This is a genomic window from Virgibacillus sp. Bac330 (assembly GCF_003667845.1).
Taxonomy (GTDB): domain Bacteria; phylum Bacillota; class Bacilli; order Bacillales; family Amphibacillaceae; genus Virgibacillus; species Virgibacillus chiguensis.
Window position 1 is genome coordinate 2,789,906 of sequence record NZ_CP033048.1, and the last position, 21,256, is coordinate 2,811,161.

The following is a 21,256-nucleotide window of genomic DNA, read 5'->3' on the forward strand; positions in this document are numbered from 1 at the left end:
TTTCTACCCCCTTCTTAAATATATAGTTTATGAATTCTTGCAAGGATATTTTTATCCCTAATAGATGATTTTAATAGGTCCACTGTTTCTTCCCTATTAAAGCCCTTATTAAATAGAATAGAAAAGAACTGGTTAGATAATTTTTTCGAATAAATAGAATCAATTTGAGGTCGATTATTTTTCTTTAATTTCCCTAACTCCTGCCTCAATTCTATGAATGGGGCATGTATTTCTTTTTCAAATTTCGACTGCTCTATCTTTATTTTAATAGGGGTCCCAACTATGATTCTTAAACTAGCTTGTAAGAACGAAATAATATCGTTCATAGAGTAGGATTGCGCTTCTGAATGAAATAAGGTATGATACCCATTTATTTCGTTGTAAGGGGAAACAAACACATTTGGATATTCAGCTTCAATGATCTTGGTTAATACAGTTTTAGGGCCAATTTCTATAAAATGGCTAATACCTTCACGAATCAATTTATCCATAACTACAGGCCATTGCACACCTTCTGTTAGTTGCTCGCTTAATTGATTAACAATGTCGTTTGAATGTAAGTAAGGTTCGCCAGTAATACATGAGTATATGGGGTACTTACTATCTTTCTTCTGAATTTTTCTTAATGCTTCACGAAAACCATCCTTTGCAGGCTGCATTAATTGACTATGCGCAGGTACACTAACATCCAATTTCTTGGTAACAGCACCTTGCCCATTAAGTATTTCAGCCACTCTATGCAATGCATCTTGATGCCCACTTAGCACCAGCTGGTCTTTCATATTATAATTTGCGATAGTTACATGGTTGTTATTTGTACTTACTTCTTTACATATAGACTCCACTTCCGTGTAATTAAGACCAAAACAAACCATCATTCCTCCATCTGCTCCACATTGGCTCATTAATTTTGCTCTTAATTGAACTAATTGAACCGCTTCTGAGAATGAAATAGCCTCACCGCAAACAGCAGCAGTTAATTCTCCCAAACTATGGCCAGAAAAATAAATTTCCTCAACTTGATTTAACTCTTTAAATATCTCCCAACTTGCAATACTATAAACTAGTATTGCAGGTTGGGTAATATTAGTATCATTTAACTCCCCAGATTTATTTTCACATGCTACTAAAAGATTATAACCAAGTATCTCACTAGCTTCGTCATATAATCTTCTAGCGATCTTATGATTTTCATATAAAAACCTTCCCATGTTAGTGTATTGAGATCCTTGTCCAGGAAATACGATTGCTGTTTTCAATTTTTTTCACTCCTTCATTTCCTATTTAATAAATGAAGTGCTTCCTCTGAGGAAATGTCATCATTTGTTAGAGCTTCAAGTATATCGTCTAATTCATCTTTCTCAGCACCGTTGTAGAAACGGTCACAATAGGAAAGCTGATTTTCAAAAGTAGGGTTACTATACAAATCAGGCACCTCAAAATTTATTCCTTTGAAATGCTGATTCATCAGTTGCACAAATCTTAATGCACTCAGTGAACTCCCTCCGCTACTAAAGAAATTGTCACTTTCTCCAACATCAACTACTCCCAAAACTTTATCCCAAATATCATATAATATTAATTCGATCTCTTCCTTATTTAATTCTTTCTGTATACTTTCGTCCTCTATTTGAACATCCATATTCACCTTTTGCTTGGCGTAATGATAATCATCGACTTCTTTCCAAAACGTTTCTCCAAAAGGTATCTTTAACACTGGTTTCAAATAATGAACTTGCTCTAAATCAAATTTTGAAACCAAACTCCATTGGTAACCATTCTGAAAAAAACACTTTAGTGCATTCTGGAATTCAACAAAATCTATTGGAGGAATTGCTGTATCATTTCCAAAATCTTTCTTATCATCTAAAATCAATGTAAGATTAATTGTATTACCGTTAATCCCTTTATGGTTTAAATAACCTGCCATAGAGTCCAAATATTGATTTACAGCACAACATTCACTCGCCGATTTAGTACCCATTAAAGAAGAAATGGATGAGAATAAAATAAAGAAATCCAATGTATTCGTATCTAACTCTCTTTCAATAAAATGAGTGCTCAAAACTCTATTGTAAATCCCTTTTTTGAACTGATTAATATTTAGCTCCTTTATCCATAAATGGTACAGCTGCTTCGCTAACATAAAAGCTCCGTTAATATCTCCGTATTTATTTTTAATTATTGTAAATGTATTCTTAACGGCAAATTCGTCTGTAACATCACATTTCATTATATTTACTTTGGAACCATTTTGCTCAATCGATCGGATCATCTTTATTTTATAAATGAGCATTTCATCATCCGCATTATTTCTATTAATAATTTCATCCCATTCAGAACGGTTAGGCAGTAAATTTCTAGCTAACAAAATAATATTCACTTTATTTTTTTCACTCAAAAAGCTTCCTAGCTGTACTCCTAAATAACCAGTACCTCCTGCAATGACATAGTTCCCGTTTTCTCTCAATGTAATTGGATTAGCCTTTATATCCTCACGTTGTCTTTCAATTACTTTCGTATATCTTTGATTTGTTCGATAAGCTATTAACTCTGGTCTTACTTCTTTTGGTGTACGTAATTCCTCTACTAACTGTTTAGCGATTTCTATAGGATCTCCTATTAAATCATGATCAATTAAGAAGGAACTAATCGTTGGCTGTTCCTGTGAAATTACTTTCGCTAAACCAAATAATGTAACCCTTGCTGGAATAACTTCTTCATTTTCATTCACTTGTTCAGTTAGGGAAGAAAGTGTATTAATTTGAATTGGATGCGTAACATCAAACCTAAATAAAATCTTTGTTAGATTAAAAAGAGAAAATACTCCCTCCTCTTGCGTTAACTCTATATCTTCTTTATTAGTCATTGTTTTATCAAAGGGTTTTAAAGTAAAACCATGAACTATTCCCTTTAATTCTTTGAGTGCGTCTGCACCTATATCCTCAAATAGATGCTGAAAGTCGTCCTCTGATTGAATATTAATACCATATTGAGCAGATGATTTTTTCCTGAAATTATTATCTTTATTAATTTCGATAACTTCTGCCCCATTTTCTATAAGGATATTCTTTAATTCAAGAAGAATTGGATCATTTTCATTCATTAAAATTAACCATTTTCCATTTATGTTTACATTATCTTTTCCTGAATCAAGGTAATGGTGAATCCACTTCTTCTCATAAAATAATTCTTTCGTCTGTTCCTGCAAAACCTCTTTATCTGCTGGCCAAATCCGTTTTGTATTGAAAATACTTACTGGTAATGGAGCTATTTTTTGGTGCGTAAAAAGTTTTTTACATATATCATCCACACAATCTCCATCAAGGTATTTCTTCACTAATCCTGTATACGAATCTTCTTGCTGAAGAAAGTGATCCAGGTTCCTGATGCTTTCTAACTGGGTCTCTTCTTCGTCAGCTAAGAAGATTCCCTGTTGATAAAAGTTAAGAGGGACTTTCTCAAAGGTTCTAACATGTAGTACCCTTCCAATTTTCTCTATTAGATCTTCAATCCCTTTTGCAAAAATACATACCCTTGATTTCTCATGATTTCTACAATTATTGAGCGTATAAGCTAAACTTCCTATGGCGTAGTGCTTATTATGTTGAAGGTGTTTGGAAAGAACTCCTAATTGCTCCCAAAGTGCACGTCTTGTTTTACTAGAGATTAATAAAGGTAATTCTTGTTCAACTTGAATATCCTGACGAAGGTCGTCATCCCTATACTCTTCTATTACAACATGAACATTCGTTCCACTTATTCCAATCGAATTAACACCCGCTCTTAATATACCTGCCTCTGAAATAGCTTGATTATCAGCACTCACTTTAAAAGCTGTGTTATTTAAGTCAATCTTTGGATTCACTTCTTTAAAATGATTCACCCCTGGTATCATCCGTTTTTCAATAGAAAGTGTAGCTTTAATTAGTCCAGAAATTCCGGCTGCATCGCCCATATGACCGAAATTAGATTTTATAGAACCTAAGTAGCAATCTTTCTTCTTTTTCGCCCTCTTTGTATATGCTTTATTTAACCCCTCAACTTCTATTAAATCCCCAACTTGTGTACCAGCTCCATGTGCTTCCACAAAGTTAATTTGGTCAAATGTTAATCCTGCTTCATCCAAAGCAGCAACTATGGCTTTTGACTGCGCATCTGGATTAGGTACTTGCATACCGTTTGACATGCCATCACTACTAACACTAGAGCCTTTTATTACACTATGAATATGGTTTCCTTCACGAATCGCATCAGATAACCTCTTTACTACAACAACAGCAATGCCCTCGCCCCCAATAATTCCATCCGCGTCCTTATCGAAAGGTTTACAGCGATAGTTATTACTTCTGACCACATAATCAGGGGCGTTCTTTTCCCAATAAGGAAATAAGTCTAAATTAACGCCACTTACTACCGCTAAATCACAATCTCCTTGTCGCAAAGCATTTTTGGCCGTGTGAATTGCCGTTAAAGAAGACGAGCATGTTGTATTGACTGCCATCACTGGACCCCTTAAATCTAGGGAATATGACAGATGATAACCAAGATTTGCTGGAATATTGGATAAAAATGCACGTTCATCAACATCGTCGAACAGTCGTAAATAGTCAAAAGCAGGGTGCGGGGTATGTGCAACGTATACTCCTGTATTGGAACCTTTTAAATCCTCTTCTCCATAACCTGCTCTTTTAAGGGACTCTATTGCAGTTTGTAAAAATAACCGCTCGGATGGTCCCATAAATTTAGCCTCGTGCTCACTCAAATCAAAATAGTCAGGATCAAACTGCTCTATATCCGTTAACCAGGATCCATATGACCTGCTGTCTCCCTCTATATCACCAGCTATATGACTATACTTATTTCTAAGCTTTTTGTTTGAGTTCATAACAAGATCAAAGCGTTCTCGAGGAAATTTTGTTATATAATCTCGCTTTTCAGTAAGGCCGTCCCATAGTTCATCAACATTGTTAGTATTGGGAAATTTTAACGACATTCCAACTATTGCAATTGGTTCAGATTGGAATTGTTCGACTTCATTTAATAAGTCATGTGCTATTTGGGTATCCAGTTTTTCGTCACCCACTAGACTCAGTATTTTCCGTGATATATTGCTTTGTTTCAAGGTTATCACTCCCAAAGTTTTAATGATGTTTTTATTAAGGAAATATGAAAAGTAAAACCAACCATAAAAGTCGATTCCTTGCGATGTATTCAGTAATATTATTTCTTAAAAGAAAATGCAATCATATGATGCATTACTATTTAATCTGCCAAGCCCCTCCAATTTAATAAACTAACGTAAAGATACATATATAAAGTGAATCTTCAAATTCTATCACCCTCCACTAATTGTTAGTACTAAAAGGTATGACCTAAAGTCCTCTGCCCAAAAAGGGATTTAGGTGCTGTTATCTCCCGCTTAAACTTGTTAGCTAACATTCCCCATTCTTGAAGTGGGAGTCTCACAGCCCCTTATATCCTTGATAAAATCTGAAATTTATATTTGTATTAAACATTAACATGTACTGCTAGATTCAATGAGACAAATACTACTTTTTATCTCTACACTTCTAAGCTGAAAACGATCCATGGTCATACTCTCTGAACATTCTTTACTTCATCTACAAGTTCACCCATATATTCCCTGAAATTTGCAATTAGCAAATCAGCTTCACTTTTACTAATTTTCTCTTGGTCCGTCTCTAGACTTATAGTGAATTGTCCATTTAACACATAAATGTTTATCTCCAATAAGTAATTTAATTTATTATCTGGATGAATTGCAGGTGCTTGTGGAAGATCTTCCGCATATTTAAACAGTCTTTCTTTTTCGTTCGATATATTGGTATGTGTGCCAATATCATTATCAAACTCACCCAAGTAGTTCACCAAAATATTAGAATTTATTTTTTTCAAACTTTTCCTTTCTTGAAACCATCTAGCGACCATATAACTTATACCGCTTCCGGTATTCGCTATTGACTCATTAACAGATTTTAGTAACGATATAGACTCAGAATTAGATGATACAAGAAGTGGATACATCGTTGTAAACCATCCGATCGTGTTACTTAAATCTAAATCTATTTTTGTATCATTACGACCATGTCCTTCAAAATTAAATAATATATCTCTTTCCCCGAAGACTTTCATAAATGCTTTTGAGAATGCAGTTACTATCATGGCATCTGTACGGAAATCCTCATTTATATTTTTCGCTCCCAGAATTAATGTCGTTTTATCACGATCTATTTTACTAATAGTATGATATCTCTCACTAAAAATATAATCCTCTCTCACTGGAGTAACGCATAGAGGGTGCACATGATCAATGTTCAGGTTATCCCAATAGGCCGTATCTTCTTTGCTTACGTTTATATTCCTTAGGCGATTAACCCAACTAGAAAAAGGCTCTACGAATACACGATTGATATCTTTTCCAGCAAGCATATCGGAGTATGTTCTCTCTAATTCATCCATTAATACCCTCCAAGAAATACCATCTACAACTAAGTGATGTACGAATAAAGTTAATAATGGCTGAGAATTTGTTAATGAAACGAGCCCTTTTATAGGTAATTCCTTTCCAAATTTGAATTCATGTTGTAAAGTGAATTGCACCTTTTCCATCTCTTTCTTCAACTTCTCCTTGGATATTGTTCTAAAATCCTTCGAAACTAATTGAAAATTGTTAGCAAGATCAGGTTCTACAAATGCTCTAGGTTCATGATCAGTCAGATCGAACCACGTAACTAAACTTTCATTTTTAGAAATGATCCATCTAAAAGCGTTTTGTAAAGTTTCTAGATTAACATCCTTTGGTAATTCTACTGTCATTAGTAAGTTCCAATAATGTGGGTGTGTAAAGGATTGTTCAAAGAACCATTTCTGCATTGGCGCTAGATGAATCTCTTTAGCTTCTATATGTCTGTTCTCGGATTGAAGATACTGCTTGCTAGACTCCTTCGCAATTTTTCGAACAGTCCTTAAGTTAAAGATTTGGTTAATTCGAATAGGGATATTTCTTTCTTTAGCCCTTGATATTAGTCTTAGTGCTTTTATGGAGTCCCCACCAACTCTAAAGAAATCGGAATTAACACCAACCTCTTCATCTCCCAAAATACTTTTCATAATTTCTAACAATTCTTTTTCCAAATTCGTTAACTCTAAATCATGTTCAGTATCATCGGAAAACTTCTTTATTTTAGGTTTAGGTAACGAAGCTCTGTCAACTTTTCCGCTTGTAGTAACTGGAATCGAATCCAATTTTTCATAATGAGATGGCAACAAGGTCTCTGGTATATTTTGTAGAAGTAGTTTATCAATCTCTGTTTGATTGATCTCTCTATTCGTTACAAGATAAGCACATAACCTTTCGTCTTGATTGCTATTCGTATGAAGACGAACAGCAGCATCTTGAACCGTTGGTAAATCACGTAAGTACCTCTCTATTTCCTCTAATTCCACTCGATGTCCGCGTAGCTTGACCATATTATCTTTTCGCCCAAAACAAACCACTTCACCATTTGGCAGTATTTGGCCTATATCACCTGTTTTATAGATATAACCAGGTTGCAAGTACTCTATTGTATTTGGAACAAATTTTTCTCTAGTTAACTTTTTGTTACCTAAGTAACCTAACGCTACACTTTCCCCAGATAACACGATCTCTCCAATTGCATGAGGAGGAGCTAGATTACCCTGATTATCAACAATATAAATAGATGTATTTTGGATTGGAATCCCGATTGGAATGTAACTAGAGACGAAATCCTCTTTAGTTACTTCATGAATAATCGTACCCACCGTGGCTTCAGTGGGGCCATATTCATTAAATATTCTGGAATTGGGAAATCTAGAATATATCTCTCTGCATAAGGATACATCTAATGCTTCTCCTCCAAGAATAAAGTTCTGTATATCTGGTAATTCCTTTTTATTCTCTATTAGAAGTTTTATTTGCTTAGGCGTTCCTTTAATCGATATCTTTTCCCTAATATTCGTGAGCTTTTCAAACTTTTGGTCAATCTCACCTTCACAAGATAATATTTTTCCGCCAGTAAGTAACGGTAAAAACATCGATGTTATCGTTAAATCCACCGAAATAGATGTAAAGAGTGGCATATTTAATAGTCTTTCATTAGAATAATAATGTTTTGCCCAAGTGAGGTAGTTATTAAGATTTCCCCTTGAGATTACTACCCCTTTAGGTATCCCAGTGCTTCCGGATGTAAATAATACATACGCTGGTTTGTCACTTACTGTCTTATCCAAACTACCAGCTTTACTTTCTAGTACAGAGGTTTTTCCTAACATTCTATTTAAGGATTTTCCCTTTACGCCAGTATTTTTCTTTTTAATCTTTATGATCACATCAAATCTATACTGATTAAGTTCATTTGGGATTGTGTAAGTTTTATTTGAACTTATCAATTCCACATCTGCGTCAATATCTTTTACGATATTTTCTAATATAAAATCATTTACAAATAAATCTGTTTCCCAATCTAGTTTTGTGTTCCTATTTGGATGATTTTCTTTATATGTTCTTAATGAACTTAGGAAATCCTTATTTTTATCTAAATGTAGCAAATCTCCTAAAAAAACAAACCCACCTTCTTTTAAGGACTCTACTGCATTTTTTAATACTATTTTCAAGTAATCATAATTTGGAAAACAATGTACAACACTATTGATAATAACAGCGTCTACATCCTTGCCTTTATAATTAATTTCGTGTGCTTTAGCTACTCGAAAATCTATATGATTAATATCCTCTTCTTTTGCTTTATTCCTATTTCTATTAATAATAGAAGGGGATAAGTCTGTTGCTATATATGAATCTACATGTGCAGCTAACGAAAATGTTGTCAATCCTGAACCACAGCCAATTTCAAGTACCTTTGAATGATTTGGTAAGAGATCAAGTATCTTACTTACTGCGTTAGTCACGTATTCATCCATTTCTACATCACTAAATGGCTCCCCTGTATAACTACTATTCCAGCCACTCGCCCCTATATCGGTCTTTTGTTCTTCGGCAAAAAAGTTCCATAGTGATTCGTCCATCAATTCACTTTTTTCACCTATAGCGGATTCTTCTAGCTTATCCGAGTCAAGGATCTTCACTACTCTTATATCTTTACTTTCATATAAAATTTTGTTAGTTAGAGAGTAGAAATTTTCCACTGTTAAAATACATTCTGCATTTGTTTGCTTAACAATCGATTCAATTTTAGATTTAGGTGTATCAGGAGAAATAGGTACAAAGGTAACATTAGCTAACAAACTTGCTAAAATACTCATTATTGTGTAACGATTATTCTCAGTAATGATCAAAGTACTAGTAATAGGATAATCCATGTTTTGAAGTTCACTAGCTATTCCCCTACTTATATGTAAGAGTTCTTGATAAGATACGGTGCCATTCTCATCTTCAATTGCAACATGATTTGGATATTTGTTAGCACTCTCTTGAATCATTTCAATAAAGGAATATTTTGTGTGAACCGTTTCTCCCTTTATACTGTTTCCATGATCCACGATGTTATAGTCTATTATTTGTTCTCCATTTAGAATATCATCCAATATAGTATGATAATTGTTAATTAATGTATCGATAAATTCATCAGAATATATTTTATCGTAATATTCTATATTACAAATCAATTCACCATCTGGCATTTCAACAAATTCAAATTCTAAATCCCATTTCGTTGTTTTGTGTGCTGTCAGTATCGGTGTTAATTCATAACTATCAAGATGGGTTTCCGTATTCTTGAATTTAAAGTTCTGTAGTGCGACATTTATATTAAAAATTGGCGATCGACTTGCATCTCGTGGTAACTGTAGTTTTTCAACTAATAAATTAAATGGATAATCTTGATGCTGAAAATCCTCTAGTAAAACTTCTTTTACGCTTGATAAAAGCGTACAAAAATCATCTTTAGAATTATAGTTAACCCTTACCGGAATGGTATTTGTAAATAGACCAACTATTTTCTCCAAAGCTTCATTAAATCTACCAGAAATTGGAGAACCGATCACCATATCCTCTTGTCCTGTCATACTATTAATTAACTTAAATATACTAGAAACCAATAACATATAGAGTGTGCTTTCTTCTTTACTAGCATACTCGCGTAATCTTCTTGCCTGACTAGAACTAAAAGAAAACTTTTTTAGCTTTCCAGTAAATTCAAAAATATTTGGTCTAATTTTATCCCCTACAATCTCTGTAACAGGAAGGTCATCAGTAAATTTATTTAACCAATATTTTTCATGCTCTTCAAAGGTCTCACTTGCTATAAGTTGATGTTGCCATATCGTATAATCAATATATGTGTTTTCTATTTTTTGTAGTTCATCCATTACCTTATTATCACTATTATATAAAGTGAATAATTCATCTGATAGTATAGCTAGCGACCAGCCATCCATAATGATATGGTGCATCATAAGTGAGAAAATGCTTTCATTATCTGAAATTTTATAAACTAATACTCTAATCAGTGGACCCTTTTCCAAATCATAAGGAGTTTCTTTCCACTTATCAATTTGAGCAAAAGCATTTGCTTCCGCATTGTTATATAATGCAAAGTCTTTAAACTCATATAAATAATTAGGTTTGTCCAATACCTTCTGTTTTGTTTCCGATTCACTTCTTACAAAAATAGTTCTTAGCATTTCGTGCCGTATTGATAATAAATCGAAAGTTTTCTTGAACTTATTATTGTTAATAGGACCAGCTACTTTAAAGACAAATGGCGTATTATACACCATTTTCTGTTCTGTTATTTGATCAATAATACTTAACCTTTTTTGACCATAGGACACAGGGAATAATTTATCCTCATTCACCATCACTTTGGGAACATCTTTCATGGACGTAACATCTGTTTTAAAGATTTTCTGCTCTATTTCTGCAAAAGAAGTAAATAAATCTTCCATTTCTATTTCACTCTTAAATTTAGATTTTAATCGGGAAATAAATTGTAACCCTGATAGGGAGTTGCCTCCTACAGATATGAAACTATCTTCTTTTTTGATATCTTTCATTTCCAAAATATTTTCAGCTACATGAATAATTTCTTCCAGATTAGACCGTTGGTAAGTATCATGATCATGTTTATGATTTATTAAACTATTGGTCCAATAAGATTTTTCATAAAAAGAATAGGTCGGTAATGAAACCTTATTTATTGTTGTATTACCAAATTGTTTATGCCAACTACATTTACCTCCGTCTACATAGGACTTTGCTAGTTGAAGTAAATCATCTTCTACGTTTACCTCACATATAATTTTTGTCCAATTTTCAAAGTCGGTAGTTGATAAATCTTTACAAATTTCCACAAATTCTTTTGTATTGCTTGCAATAATAGCTAATCGATGAACATGGTGTTCTCTACCTGTACATAATGTAAAAGCAATGTTCTGTAAATGAAACTCAGATTCATCTATGAATGCGTAACGATTAATAATCTTTTCTAATGACTCGGTCGTTTTTGCGGAAATAGGTAATACATATTTTTTATGCCCGTCTGTTATTTGTTGGATGTTATAATCTATGTTAGGTGGCTCCTCTAAAACAATGTGAACATTTGTACCATTAAAACCAAAACAACTTATTCCGGTTCTAATCGGAGCTTCATCATATTTGTTTTCTCTCAAATAGTAGGGTGTCGTAGGAATAAAAACTGGGGAATCAACAAAATCAATATGTTCATTTGGTTCCAGCATATTAACTGTAGGAGGAACCACGCCTCTTTTCATAACGTGAATAGCTTTTATAATTCCGGATAGCCCAGCCGCACCATCTAATAAGTGCCCAATATTACCTTTAACTGATCCAATAGGAATAAATTGTTTACGATTTGTATACCGCTCAATTACTTCTTCGATACCTTTTATTTCAATTGGGTCTCCAAGATATGTACCAGTACCATGTGTTTCAATATAGTCAAGTTGTTCTGGAGTTATACCTGCTAATTTCCAAGCTCCTTGCAACAAATCAGCATGTGCTTTTGGGTTAGGTGCTGTAATCCCAGCTGAAGTCCCATCATTGTTTACTTTCGATGCAGAGATAACAGCATGAATATGATCCCGATCTTCTAACGCTTTATCTAAAGGCTTTAACAGAAGTGATATAACTCCTTCCCCTCTTCCGATTCCATTAGCTGAATTATCAAAAGGCTTGCTCTTTTGTTGTTCGGACATAATACCCGCTGCATTCATAAATAGTTTGTTACTATTAATTGGAAAAGGAAATATATTCACCCCTCCAACTAAAGCTGTGTCACAATCACTATTCATCAATCCAACGCATGCTTCGTGAATTGCCAACATAGAAGAAGCGCATGTAGAATTTACAACATAAGAAGGGCCTTTTAAATCAAAAATATAGGATAATCGAGATGCAATAAATGCAGGAACATTTCCAGGAACACTCAGTGGAGTATATTCTAGAAAGGATTCAGCGTAATTCGTCATTGCAGCAGACAAATACACTCCCGTATTAGACCCCTTCATTCTATCACCAGCATACCCTGCATCTTCAAAACAGTTGTAAGCAATTTGAAGAAACCTTCTTTGTTGAGGATCCATAACTTTTGCCTCAGCTTCCGTGATACCAAAAAATTCAGGTTCAAATTTTTCTATATCATCTAACCATGCTGCATCCCAAAAAGGTTTTTCCGAAGAGATTTCTAATCTTTCCTGATTATTCTTAATAAAATTATTACATAGCGACTTTCTCGAGTCGTTTAATTCCGTTATTTTATCGTCCTGATTCATTAAAACTTCCCAAAAATCATCAAATGTTTTCGCTCCTGGTAACTCAGACGAGATTCCAATAATTGCAACCTTCCTGTCTACATTTTGAACGGTTGTTTCCGATATTTCATTTACAGATTGAATAATTTCTTTAGCAGCATTCTTTGAAATTTCTTTCTCTTTCAGCAGATTTAAGATTAACGGTTTTAATTTGCTCATTCAATGACCTCCTATCATCAAACAAAAAAATTTTCTAACAAGTCCATATTAACTTCGTTTAGTTGGCACTCTTTTGGAAAAGAATCATCTCTATAACAAACCGATAATTTATAGTTAGCTACAGCATCATATTGTTTAAAATAGTACTCATTATCATCAAAGTCTTGTTTAATATATATTTCTTCCTTGTACTTCCATATCGAAAACCGATCTAAAGGCACATTTAATCCTAGTCCCATATTTTTCACAAAAGACTCCTTCAATGTCCATATTTCAAAAAAAGTTTCTTTCCTCTCTGCAGCAGGAGTTCGAAGATAATGTTGTATATCCATACTTGAAAAAAATGTTAGTACTATATCGTCAAAATCCCATCTATTCACTTTTTCTATATCAACTCCTATCCCGAATTCTCCAACTGCCATAACTATCCAATCACCGGAGTGTGAAATATTGTAATGAACATGATGAGAAGAACAAAAAGGTTTACCAAATTCCCCTAACCCAAACGTTAAATCATTGTAGCTGACATGTAATCTTTTTGACAATATATATCTAACTAACAAATCAGAAATCAACGTTCTATAAGAATCGGATATTCTAACAAAAGATCTAATTTTTTCTTTTTTTTCTAAATCAACAACATTTAATAAACGAGAAAAATTATGTATTTTTGTTGGCAACTTGATTAGATAAATATCTAACATATATCACACCCTACTTTTTCATAAGATAAGAAAGCATAAAATTTATTGCTATGGCGCAACCAAATGCGCCTTTGTTCTAACTATTAAAAAATAAATTCCTAATATAATATAACTATAAAAAATCTGAAATTTCTTTATTATAGTATAATCATGCTATGAAAGTAATTTTTTTCCTTTTCATTATCTATGTTTTATTGTATATTGGAAAATAATAAGAAAAAAGTGAAATATGAAATTTTATTTTTCATATTTTGAAGGGGTTTGTTTTCAAATGGAGGTTTTAGAGTACTATATTGATTTAAAATTTAAATATCAACAGGCGGACAAAATACTTATATCCAAACAAGAAATAGCAGCTATTCTTTTCTGTTCTTCTAGAAATGCTCACTATATATTGCAAAAATGGATTGAAAAAGGGTATGTTGCTTGGAAAGGTCAACGTGGTCGTGGCAAAAAATCAACCTTAACATTTTTAAAGCCTTTGGACGAAGCAGCACTTCTTCATGTTGGAAATTTGGTTAAAAAGGAGAAAGTGAAAGAAGCAGTAAACTTTGTAAAACAAAGTAATTTTTCCTCTAGCCTAAAAGAGAATCTTTTATCTACGATTAAAAATGCATTTGGTATTCAACATATAGAGAATCAAGAGGAAACGAATGATATTTTACATATGCCATGTCAACACAGTATGTATAATATGAACCCTTTTTTTGTAACAATTGCTACAGAGGCTCATATCCTAAATGAGGTCTTTGACACACTAGTTCGTTATAATCCTGTTAGCAAAACGATCGAACCCCATCTTGCACATGGATGGGAAGTTAACGAGGACTACTCCATTTGGACCTTTTATATTCGCAAAGGGGTTCGATTTCATGATGGAAAAACTTTAACTAGTAATGACGTTCAATGGACATTTCAATCACTTATAAATGGTGGAATAGATATTCCAAATAAATGGTTGTTGGAGGGGATAGAAGATATTACGATTCAAAACAAGTACATCATATCCTTTCACTTAAAAGATGGGAATCGTGTATTTTCCAATTTTTTAAGTGCTATTTTCACATCTATTATCCCTATAGGATATGATATTAATAGCTCCATTCTTATAGGAACGGGACCTTTCAAAATTGACTTTGTGAATGATAAAAAAATTGTTTTAAAGGCTTTTGAATATCATTTTCAAGGAAGACCTTTTTTAGACCAAATTCAAATGTGGAAACTACCTGAAACTAACCTTAATCCATTGAATTTTTTTACCCATGATAATCTAGGAAAAGATAAAACGAAAGGATTAACTTATACCATTTATGATAATGGAAGTAATTACTTAATATTTAACATGAAAAAGTCAGGTGCCCACCAAAGCTGTTTCTTTAAACAGGCAGTGAGTGAAATGATTGATTCGCGAAAAATGGTACAGGACTTGGGGGGAGCAAGAGAAGCACCTTCCACAAGTTTTATTCCAAGTAAGAGCGATTACAAGAACATGAAGCATTCGACTATGAAGGCAAAACAACTTCTTAATAAATCGAAATACAAAGGTGAAATTATCCATTTAGCTGCATTACGTTTTGAAGATTTTTTAGAGGATGCCAATTGGATGGCACACAAACTAAAGGAGATCGGCATTAAGGTTAAAGTTCACCCAATTGAGTTAGCGGATATTTACAATGAAGATTTCATGTTATCCTTTGATGCCGTTTACACAGGAGAAGGGTTTGAAGATAATATAGAGTTAGCAATTCTAATACTGCTTCGCAATGAATATGGAATTCGTAGATTTCTTAGTCCTTCTCAACTTGACGAATTAGACAAAGGGTTCAATGCTATAATAAAACAGCCTAATTTTGAGGGATTTCTTCAAGTATTTCAAGCAGTTGAAGAAAAGTTAAAAGAAGATGGCACCATTATTTTTACCGTTCATGCATCTGAACAGGACACCTTCCAATCAAATTTACAAGGAATTCATATAAGCGGATACGGTTGGCCAATATTCCAGAAGTTATGGATAAAAAAAGAATGAGCTTATAATTTATAAATAGCTAATATAATGATTATCACAAGCATTTTTTGAAAGATGTATTTTTAATATAGGATACCCCTTTAATAATAATTATAGCTAGTAGATTAGAGTATGGACTACATGCTTATTTACTGTTGGACTTTTCTCATTTAGAAAAACAAATTCTCTAAAAAATGTGAAATATAAAAACATACATTGCACTTTTTCCTTCTTAATTTCCAATATACAATATTAAGAGGGAAGGAGAAGAAAAGTAATGAATTTATCTGATTTTAAACAATTTCATTTGAATATTAAAATCCGCATGGTTGTTTCATTTGTTTCGGATATAGCGGAAATGAGTATATTTCCCTTTATGGCCATCTATTTTTCCAGTAATCTAGGAATAGCTTGGGCTGGAGCAATTTTAACATTGACAACCGTTGTATCGATCATATTTGGTATGTATGGGGGTTCTTTTGCAGATCGGTTTGGAAGAAAAAAAGTCATGGTAGCAGGAAGTATAATTCAAACAATTTCATTTGTCATTATTGCTATTGCTAATTCTCCATGGTTTGAATCTGTCTGGCTTACTTTTTTTATGTTTTTTCTATTAAGTATTACCAGCAGATTTATCGACCCTGCCTCAGAAGCACTCCTAATAGACGTTAGTTCAGAGGAAGAACAGCCCTTAATGTATCGATTTGTCTATTGGTCTAGCAATCTTGCATTCTCCATTGGGATCATCCTCGGTGGTTTATTCTTCCAAACTCATAAATTTGAGCTGTTTTTAGGATTTGCCATCCTCTCAATCTTTACATTCTTGTTAACAGTGGGATGGATTCAAGATGATTATGTGCCAAAAAATGATAAGAAAAATGGTGTTATTTTAGGCTTTATTTCCGATTATATAAAAGTATTAAAAGACGTTCGTTTTATGGTCCTTTGCGTATCAACACTACTCATTCTATCGTTAGAATTTCAGCTATATGGCTTTATCGCTGTTCGTCTAAATGAAGATATTCATACTTCGATTTTCGGACTCATCATTGATGGTCCCAAAATGTTAAGCATTCTAATTGTTACTAATACGATGATTGTAATTTTAGCATCGGGTATAGTTGGAAACATAGCTCAGAAAATAAATATGAATACTACTTTGTTCGTAGGCTTGTTTATGTACGTATTGGGTTATAGCTTCTTAGCATGGAATAACGTGATAGTCCTGTTAACAGTTGCAATCGCAGTAGCTACTGTAGGAGAAATTCTTTTCCAGCCTATTCGTTCAACCTATGTAGCTCAATTGGCAAATAAAGATGCAAGAGGCTCTTATATAGCAGTGAGCGGATTATCCATGGATGCAGGACAAATATTAGGTAGTTTAGGCCTAATGGTTAGTGCTTTATTATCGAATGCTATGATGACAGTTCTGTTTTTGTTAATAGGCGGCCTTGGGATACTGGGTTTCTTATGGACAGTTCAGGATTATAGATTAAAAACAAAAAAAGACATTGCGTAGAACTTTAAAAACTAGTACAGAGCGACATATACAAAAAGTGTTTTTATATTATTTTCTGCCTCTTAGCTAAGTGAAATGAAATAAGCTAATTCGTATTACTATCTTTCGTTATTTTCAAAACCAAAGTGGTCACCGCCTCCTAATAATAATTAATTTGCTATATCTATAGAGTTATCTTGCTCCTTGTCCTTTGTCAGGAATGAAACAATAAGCAACGTTAGAATAGAAATAGGCAATCCGAGAAATACCGGATGTACTCCAAAAGAATGACCTGAAATTTGCCATGTAACCGCAACAACGAGCCCTAACCACATGGATGAAATACCTGCTTGTTTAGTTGCACCTTTCCAAAATAGCCCAAAAACAACAGGTGCCAATAAGCCCGATACCAACATGGCTGTACCAGTTACCCATAGATTTACTAATTGTGGAATATACAAGGAAAGCAATAATGCAAAGACTGAAACTAAAATTACGGATAAGCGACTGTATTTCAATAACTTTGTATCATCCCTATTCTTCATTCTAGGTTTAATTAAATCATTGATAACGGAAGAAGAACTTGCCATAAAAAAGGAATCAGCAGTTGAAATAACGGTTGCCATTAACGCGGTAATCATGATTATAATTATTGGGAAATGAAAAACGTTTGTAATAACTTCATAATAAATTAACGCTGAATTTTCCATATTAAGTTGTAAACCATATTTTCCCAAGACTCCAATAGCAATTACAAATGCTCCAATTAAACAACCAAGGATGATGGAAGCCCAGTATCCACGAAGAGCTACTCTATCACTACTGGCTGCCCAATACCTTTGCCATAAATCTTGCCGAACAAACTGATAACCTCCAATTGTAACAGTATATATTAAAACTTCTGTTGTCGGTATTCCAAAAACATTTAAGTGGCTTCCTTCGTTTATTGCCTGAGCATTTTGTGAAATAGTACTAAAATCTCCTGCAACAATTAAAGTGGCAAAGAATAGTAAGAATACACCAACTGTCTGTATAGTCCCATGAACAGCATCCTGCCATATAACAGATTTTAATCCCCCGTAATATGTCTTGATGGTTAATAGAACCCAACTAATTAAAACCCCTGTGGTCATGCTAAGGCCAATCGTCAAATTTAATATAGTGGCAATAGCAGTAAATTGCATACCTGTAATTGCGCAATAGGCAATCAATATACTTATAACAGTAGGAATACGTGCGGATTCACCGTATCGAAGTGCTGTAAAGTCACCAATGGTAACCATTCTATGTTTACTTCCTATCTTTCTAATCTTTTTTACTAGAAAGAAGGCCATAAGTATTCCCACTACTAATAAGCTAATGTTCAACCATTGCTGTCCCATCCCTAAAACATATCCATTTTCCATAAAACCGAGTAATGTCGATCCCCCAACAGCAGTCCCAACAAAAGTTAGGATAATAGGAAATAATGATACATTTCTGCTTGCCAAATTGTAATCATCATATGTTTTAATCGAACTTTTATTAATGTAAACAGAAAGGGCGAATAAAAAGAAGAAATAAAGAATCACTATGGAACCTAATACCATTTTTTGTTCTTCCGGGAACATTCATGGTCCTACCCTTCTATAGTTTATTTTTTTATTGATTGTAGATTAATTTTCCATTTAAAAACGTATATTCCACATTGATATCTATTAGGTTCTCTACATCTATTTCGTACGGATTCTCAGAAACAACAATAATATCTGCTTTTGCGGAAGGTCTAATTACACCAATTAAATGTTCTTCCCCTGAACTATATGCTGCATCGGCTGTGTATGCTTTAATCGCATCGTGTATAGTAATGTTTTGCGTTTCATCAAGTACTTGACCAGATATTGTTTTTCTGTTTACCGCTGCATAAATCCCCGTCCATGGATTGCCACCAGTAACAGGCAAGTCTGAATTTCCTGGTGCAACAATGTTATACTCCTTAAAGTAACGATGAGGATAAACCCGTTTTACTCTTTCTTCTCCAAGGTTTTTCAAATAACTATCACCCAAATAATAAACAAAACCTATGGAGGAAGCAGCTATTAATTCAAGATTCTTCATCCTCCTTAAATGATCATGAGTTGGAAGACCACAATGTTCAATACGATTTCTCATTTTCTTGATATCAACAGATGTACTTGCTCGTTCAAACGCAGTAATAGCTACTTCTATTGCTCTTTCTCCAATTCCATGTATCGCCACTCTTAATCCAGCTTCTAAGGCTTGTTTCACAAAAGGGGAAAAGTGATCTGCATTATCATACAGGATACCGCGGTTCTCTTCATTTTCATAGGGCATTTCTACTGCTGCCGTTTTCCCCCCTACACTACCATCAAGCATGAACTTCATGCCTTGAACTTTTATCATATCGTCACCCAAACGACTTTGAATACCCAAGGCTAAAACTTCATCAAAATAACCTTGAAATCCATTTTGATCGATCGCCCAAAACCATGGCCTAATTCTTACTTGTAAGTCTTTATTCATATCCATTTCCTGATAAGCCCTAAAGTAGTTAGCCTGTGTACCCATTTCATGGGCGGTTGTTATTCCCCATTTAGCAAAATCTTTTTGCGCTAATTTCATTCCTTTTATGATATCTTTCACTTTGTATTGAGGGACAGCTATCATTCCTTGAGCTTTTTCTTGAACCAGGCCTGTTAATTTCCCAGTATCTTTTTCACGTTCTATATGCCCACCATCAGGACTTGAAGTATTTTCAGAAACACCACTAATTTCTAGCGCTTTTGAATTACATACAGCCATATGTTTACAGGTTCTCTCTAAAATAACCGGATGGTTTGGAGCAACTTTATCTAAATCCCATCGTGTTGGATTTCGCTTTTCTTTCATTCTACTGTCATCCCACCCCCATCCTCTAATCCATTCACCTTCTGGCAATCGATCCGCTTTTTCTTTAACTTTTTTTAGGATAGCTCCTATGGATGGAGTTTCGTTAGGGCGACAGTCTAATTTAAGTAAATTTAATCCGTATTCAACCGGATGTGTATGACTTTCAATAAATCCTGGTAATACCGTTTTTCCATTCACATCTACAATTTGAGTATTCTCACCTTTCCAAGAAAAAGCCTCTTCCTCAGATCCAACGTATGCAATGTTTCCATCTTTAATTGCTATTGCCTCAGCTCTCGGTTGCAGGTCATCCATGGTAAAAACTCTCGCATTCATAATAATTGTATCCGCTTCCAAATAATATCTCACTTTATTTCTTCCTTTCGTTTAATATATACTAAAACTATAGGCGTTACGTGCAATCATTTAGCGCCCGTGGATGGCACATTTGATCTGAAGAAAACGTTTGTTAATAATTTGAATAAGCTCAATAACATCTTAACTGCCAAGGACAAGTAAGTTTCCAATAAGTCTGTTGTATCGTTGTTAGATGGTGATGTACCACGATAATACATAGATTTTCGTAAATCATATTCTACGCGATTCTGCTTACTTTGTATGTATTTACCAACAAGGAGAAAAGCTGATTTACTGCTGATTAAGAAAATGAAATGTTTTATTTTGAAAAACTTTTACCTCTTATAATTAAAATCTTACTTATGGAATCGCTACCTTCTCTAATAAAAATTAAAACCAGTAATAAAAAGGAGTATAAAATAATATACCTCCATTTTTATTACTGGTTTTATCTAAGGAATGCTCTATTTCTGGAATAGAGTCTATTAGATTAAGCAGCTCTTAAATGTTTAATTATTTATAATTTAACAAATATTCTTTCTTTAGTCAACCTATTTCTGTATCATTTAAGTATTTACATTATCCCTACTTTTATCACTTAATGGGATACCACCAGCAGTACGCCTTTATTTTAGCCCACCAAAACGTAATATCTATGTTTAAAATTTTATCAACTTATAAAACAATTCCAATAGAATCTTTAAAGGTTGCGAAGTTCTTTCTCGAAAAGCATGCACATTTCGTTACGTTACATGTATTTCAACTCCCAATAGCACTCCCCCAAAACTATAACCTTAATGGTAAATC

At 33.7% G+C, this 21,256-nt stretch carries 8 protein-coding genes; 2 read left to right on the top strand and 6 right to left on the bottom strand.

The window, feature by feature from the left end; all coding sequences use genetic code 11:
• Positions 1-14: 14 nt before the first annotated feature.
• The 4 genes from D9780_RS12890 to D9780_RS12905 all read right to left on the bottom strand — a co-directional run bounded on the left by D9780_RS12890 (position 15) and on the right by D9780_RS12905 (position 13,700).
• Complete coding sequence (locus tag D9780_RS12890; RefSeq protein ID WP_073013000.1) at positions 15-1,259, bottom strand: ACP S-malonyltransferase; 1,245 nt, start codon at positions 1,257-1,259, stop codon at positions 15-17.
• Positions 1,260-1,273: 14 nt separating this feature from the next.
• Positions 1,274-5,125, bottom strand: a complete 3,852-nt coding sequence (locus D9780_RS12895) for a beta-ketoacyl synthase N-terminal-like domain-containing protein (RefSeq protein WP_240458689.1) — start codon at positions 5,123-5,125, stop codon at positions 1,274-1,276.
• A 470-nt stretch (positions 5,126-5,595) separates the two neighbouring features.
• Positions 5,596-12,996, bottom strand: a complete 7,401-nt coding sequence (locus D9780_RS12900) for a condensation domain-containing protein (protein WP_121640376.1) — start codon at positions 12,994-12,996, stop codon at positions 5,596-5,598.
• A gap of 17 nt (positions 12,997-13,013) precedes the next feature.
• Positions 13,014-13,700 (bottom strand): 4'-phosphopantetheinyl transferase family protein, encoded by a 687-nt coding sequence (locus D9780_RS12905; protein WP_121640377.1) that lies wholly within the window; start codon positions 13,698-13,700, stop codon positions 13,014-13,016.
• 271 nt (positions 13,701-13,971) lie between these two features.
• Here D9780_RS12905 and D9780_RS12910 point away from each other — a divergent pair, with 271 nt between their 5' ends.
• Together D9780_RS12910 and D9780_RS12915 are read left to right on the top strand one after the other, a co-directional pair.
• Positions 13,972-15,726, top strand: coding sequence for an ABC transporter substrate-binding protein (locus tag D9780_RS12910; protein WP_162985872.1), 1,755 nt, complete (start codon positions 13,972-13,974; stop codon positions 15,724-15,726).
• 256 nt (positions 15,727-15,982) lie between these two features.
• Entirely contained in the window at positions 15,983-17,224 is a 1,242-nt protein-coding gene (locus D9780_RS12915) for an MFS transporter (RefSeq protein ID WP_121640379.1), read from the top strand.
• A 149-nt stretch (positions 17,225-17,373) separates the two neighbouring features.
• Here D9780_RS12915 and D9780_RS12920 read toward each other — a convergent pair whose 3' ends face one another.
• Both D9780_RS12920 and D9780_RS12925 read right to left on the bottom strand, forming a co-directional pair.
• Positions 17,374-18,813, bottom strand: coding sequence for a sodium:solute symporter family protein (locus D9780_RS12920; protein ID WP_121640380.1), 1,440 nt, complete (start codon positions 18,811-18,813; stop codon positions 17,374-17,376).
• A gap of 31 nt (positions 18,814-18,844) precedes the next feature.
• Positions 18,845-20,461, bottom strand: coding sequence for an amidohydrolase (locus tag D9780_RS12925; protein WP_121640381.1), 1,617 nt, complete (start codon positions 20,459-20,461; stop codon positions 18,845-18,847).
• Between the last annotated feature and the right edge of the window lie 795 nt (positions 20,462-21,256).

Bases quoted from the DNA above. Each gene is read 5' to 3' on its own strand.
- D9780_RS12920 (WP_121640380.1), bottom strand. From the start codon at position 18,813: ATGTTCCCGGAAGAACAAAAAATGGTATTAGGTTCCATAGTGATTCTT.
- D9780_RS12915 (WP_121640379.1), top strand. From the start codon at position 15,983: ATGAATTTATCTGATTTTAAACAATTTCATTTGAATATTAAAATCCGC.
- D9780_RS12910 (WP_162985872.1), top strand. From the start codon at position 13,972: ATGGAGGTTTTAGAGTACTATATTGATTTAAAATTTAAATATCAACAG.
- D9780_RS12900 (WP_121640376.1), bottom strand. From the start codon at position 12,996: ATGAGCAAATTAAAACCGTTAATCTTAAATCTGCTGAAAGAGAAAGAA.
- D9780_RS12905 (WP_121640377.1), bottom strand. From the start codon at position 13,700: ATGTTAGATATTTATCTAATCAAGTTGCCAACAAAAATACATAATTTT.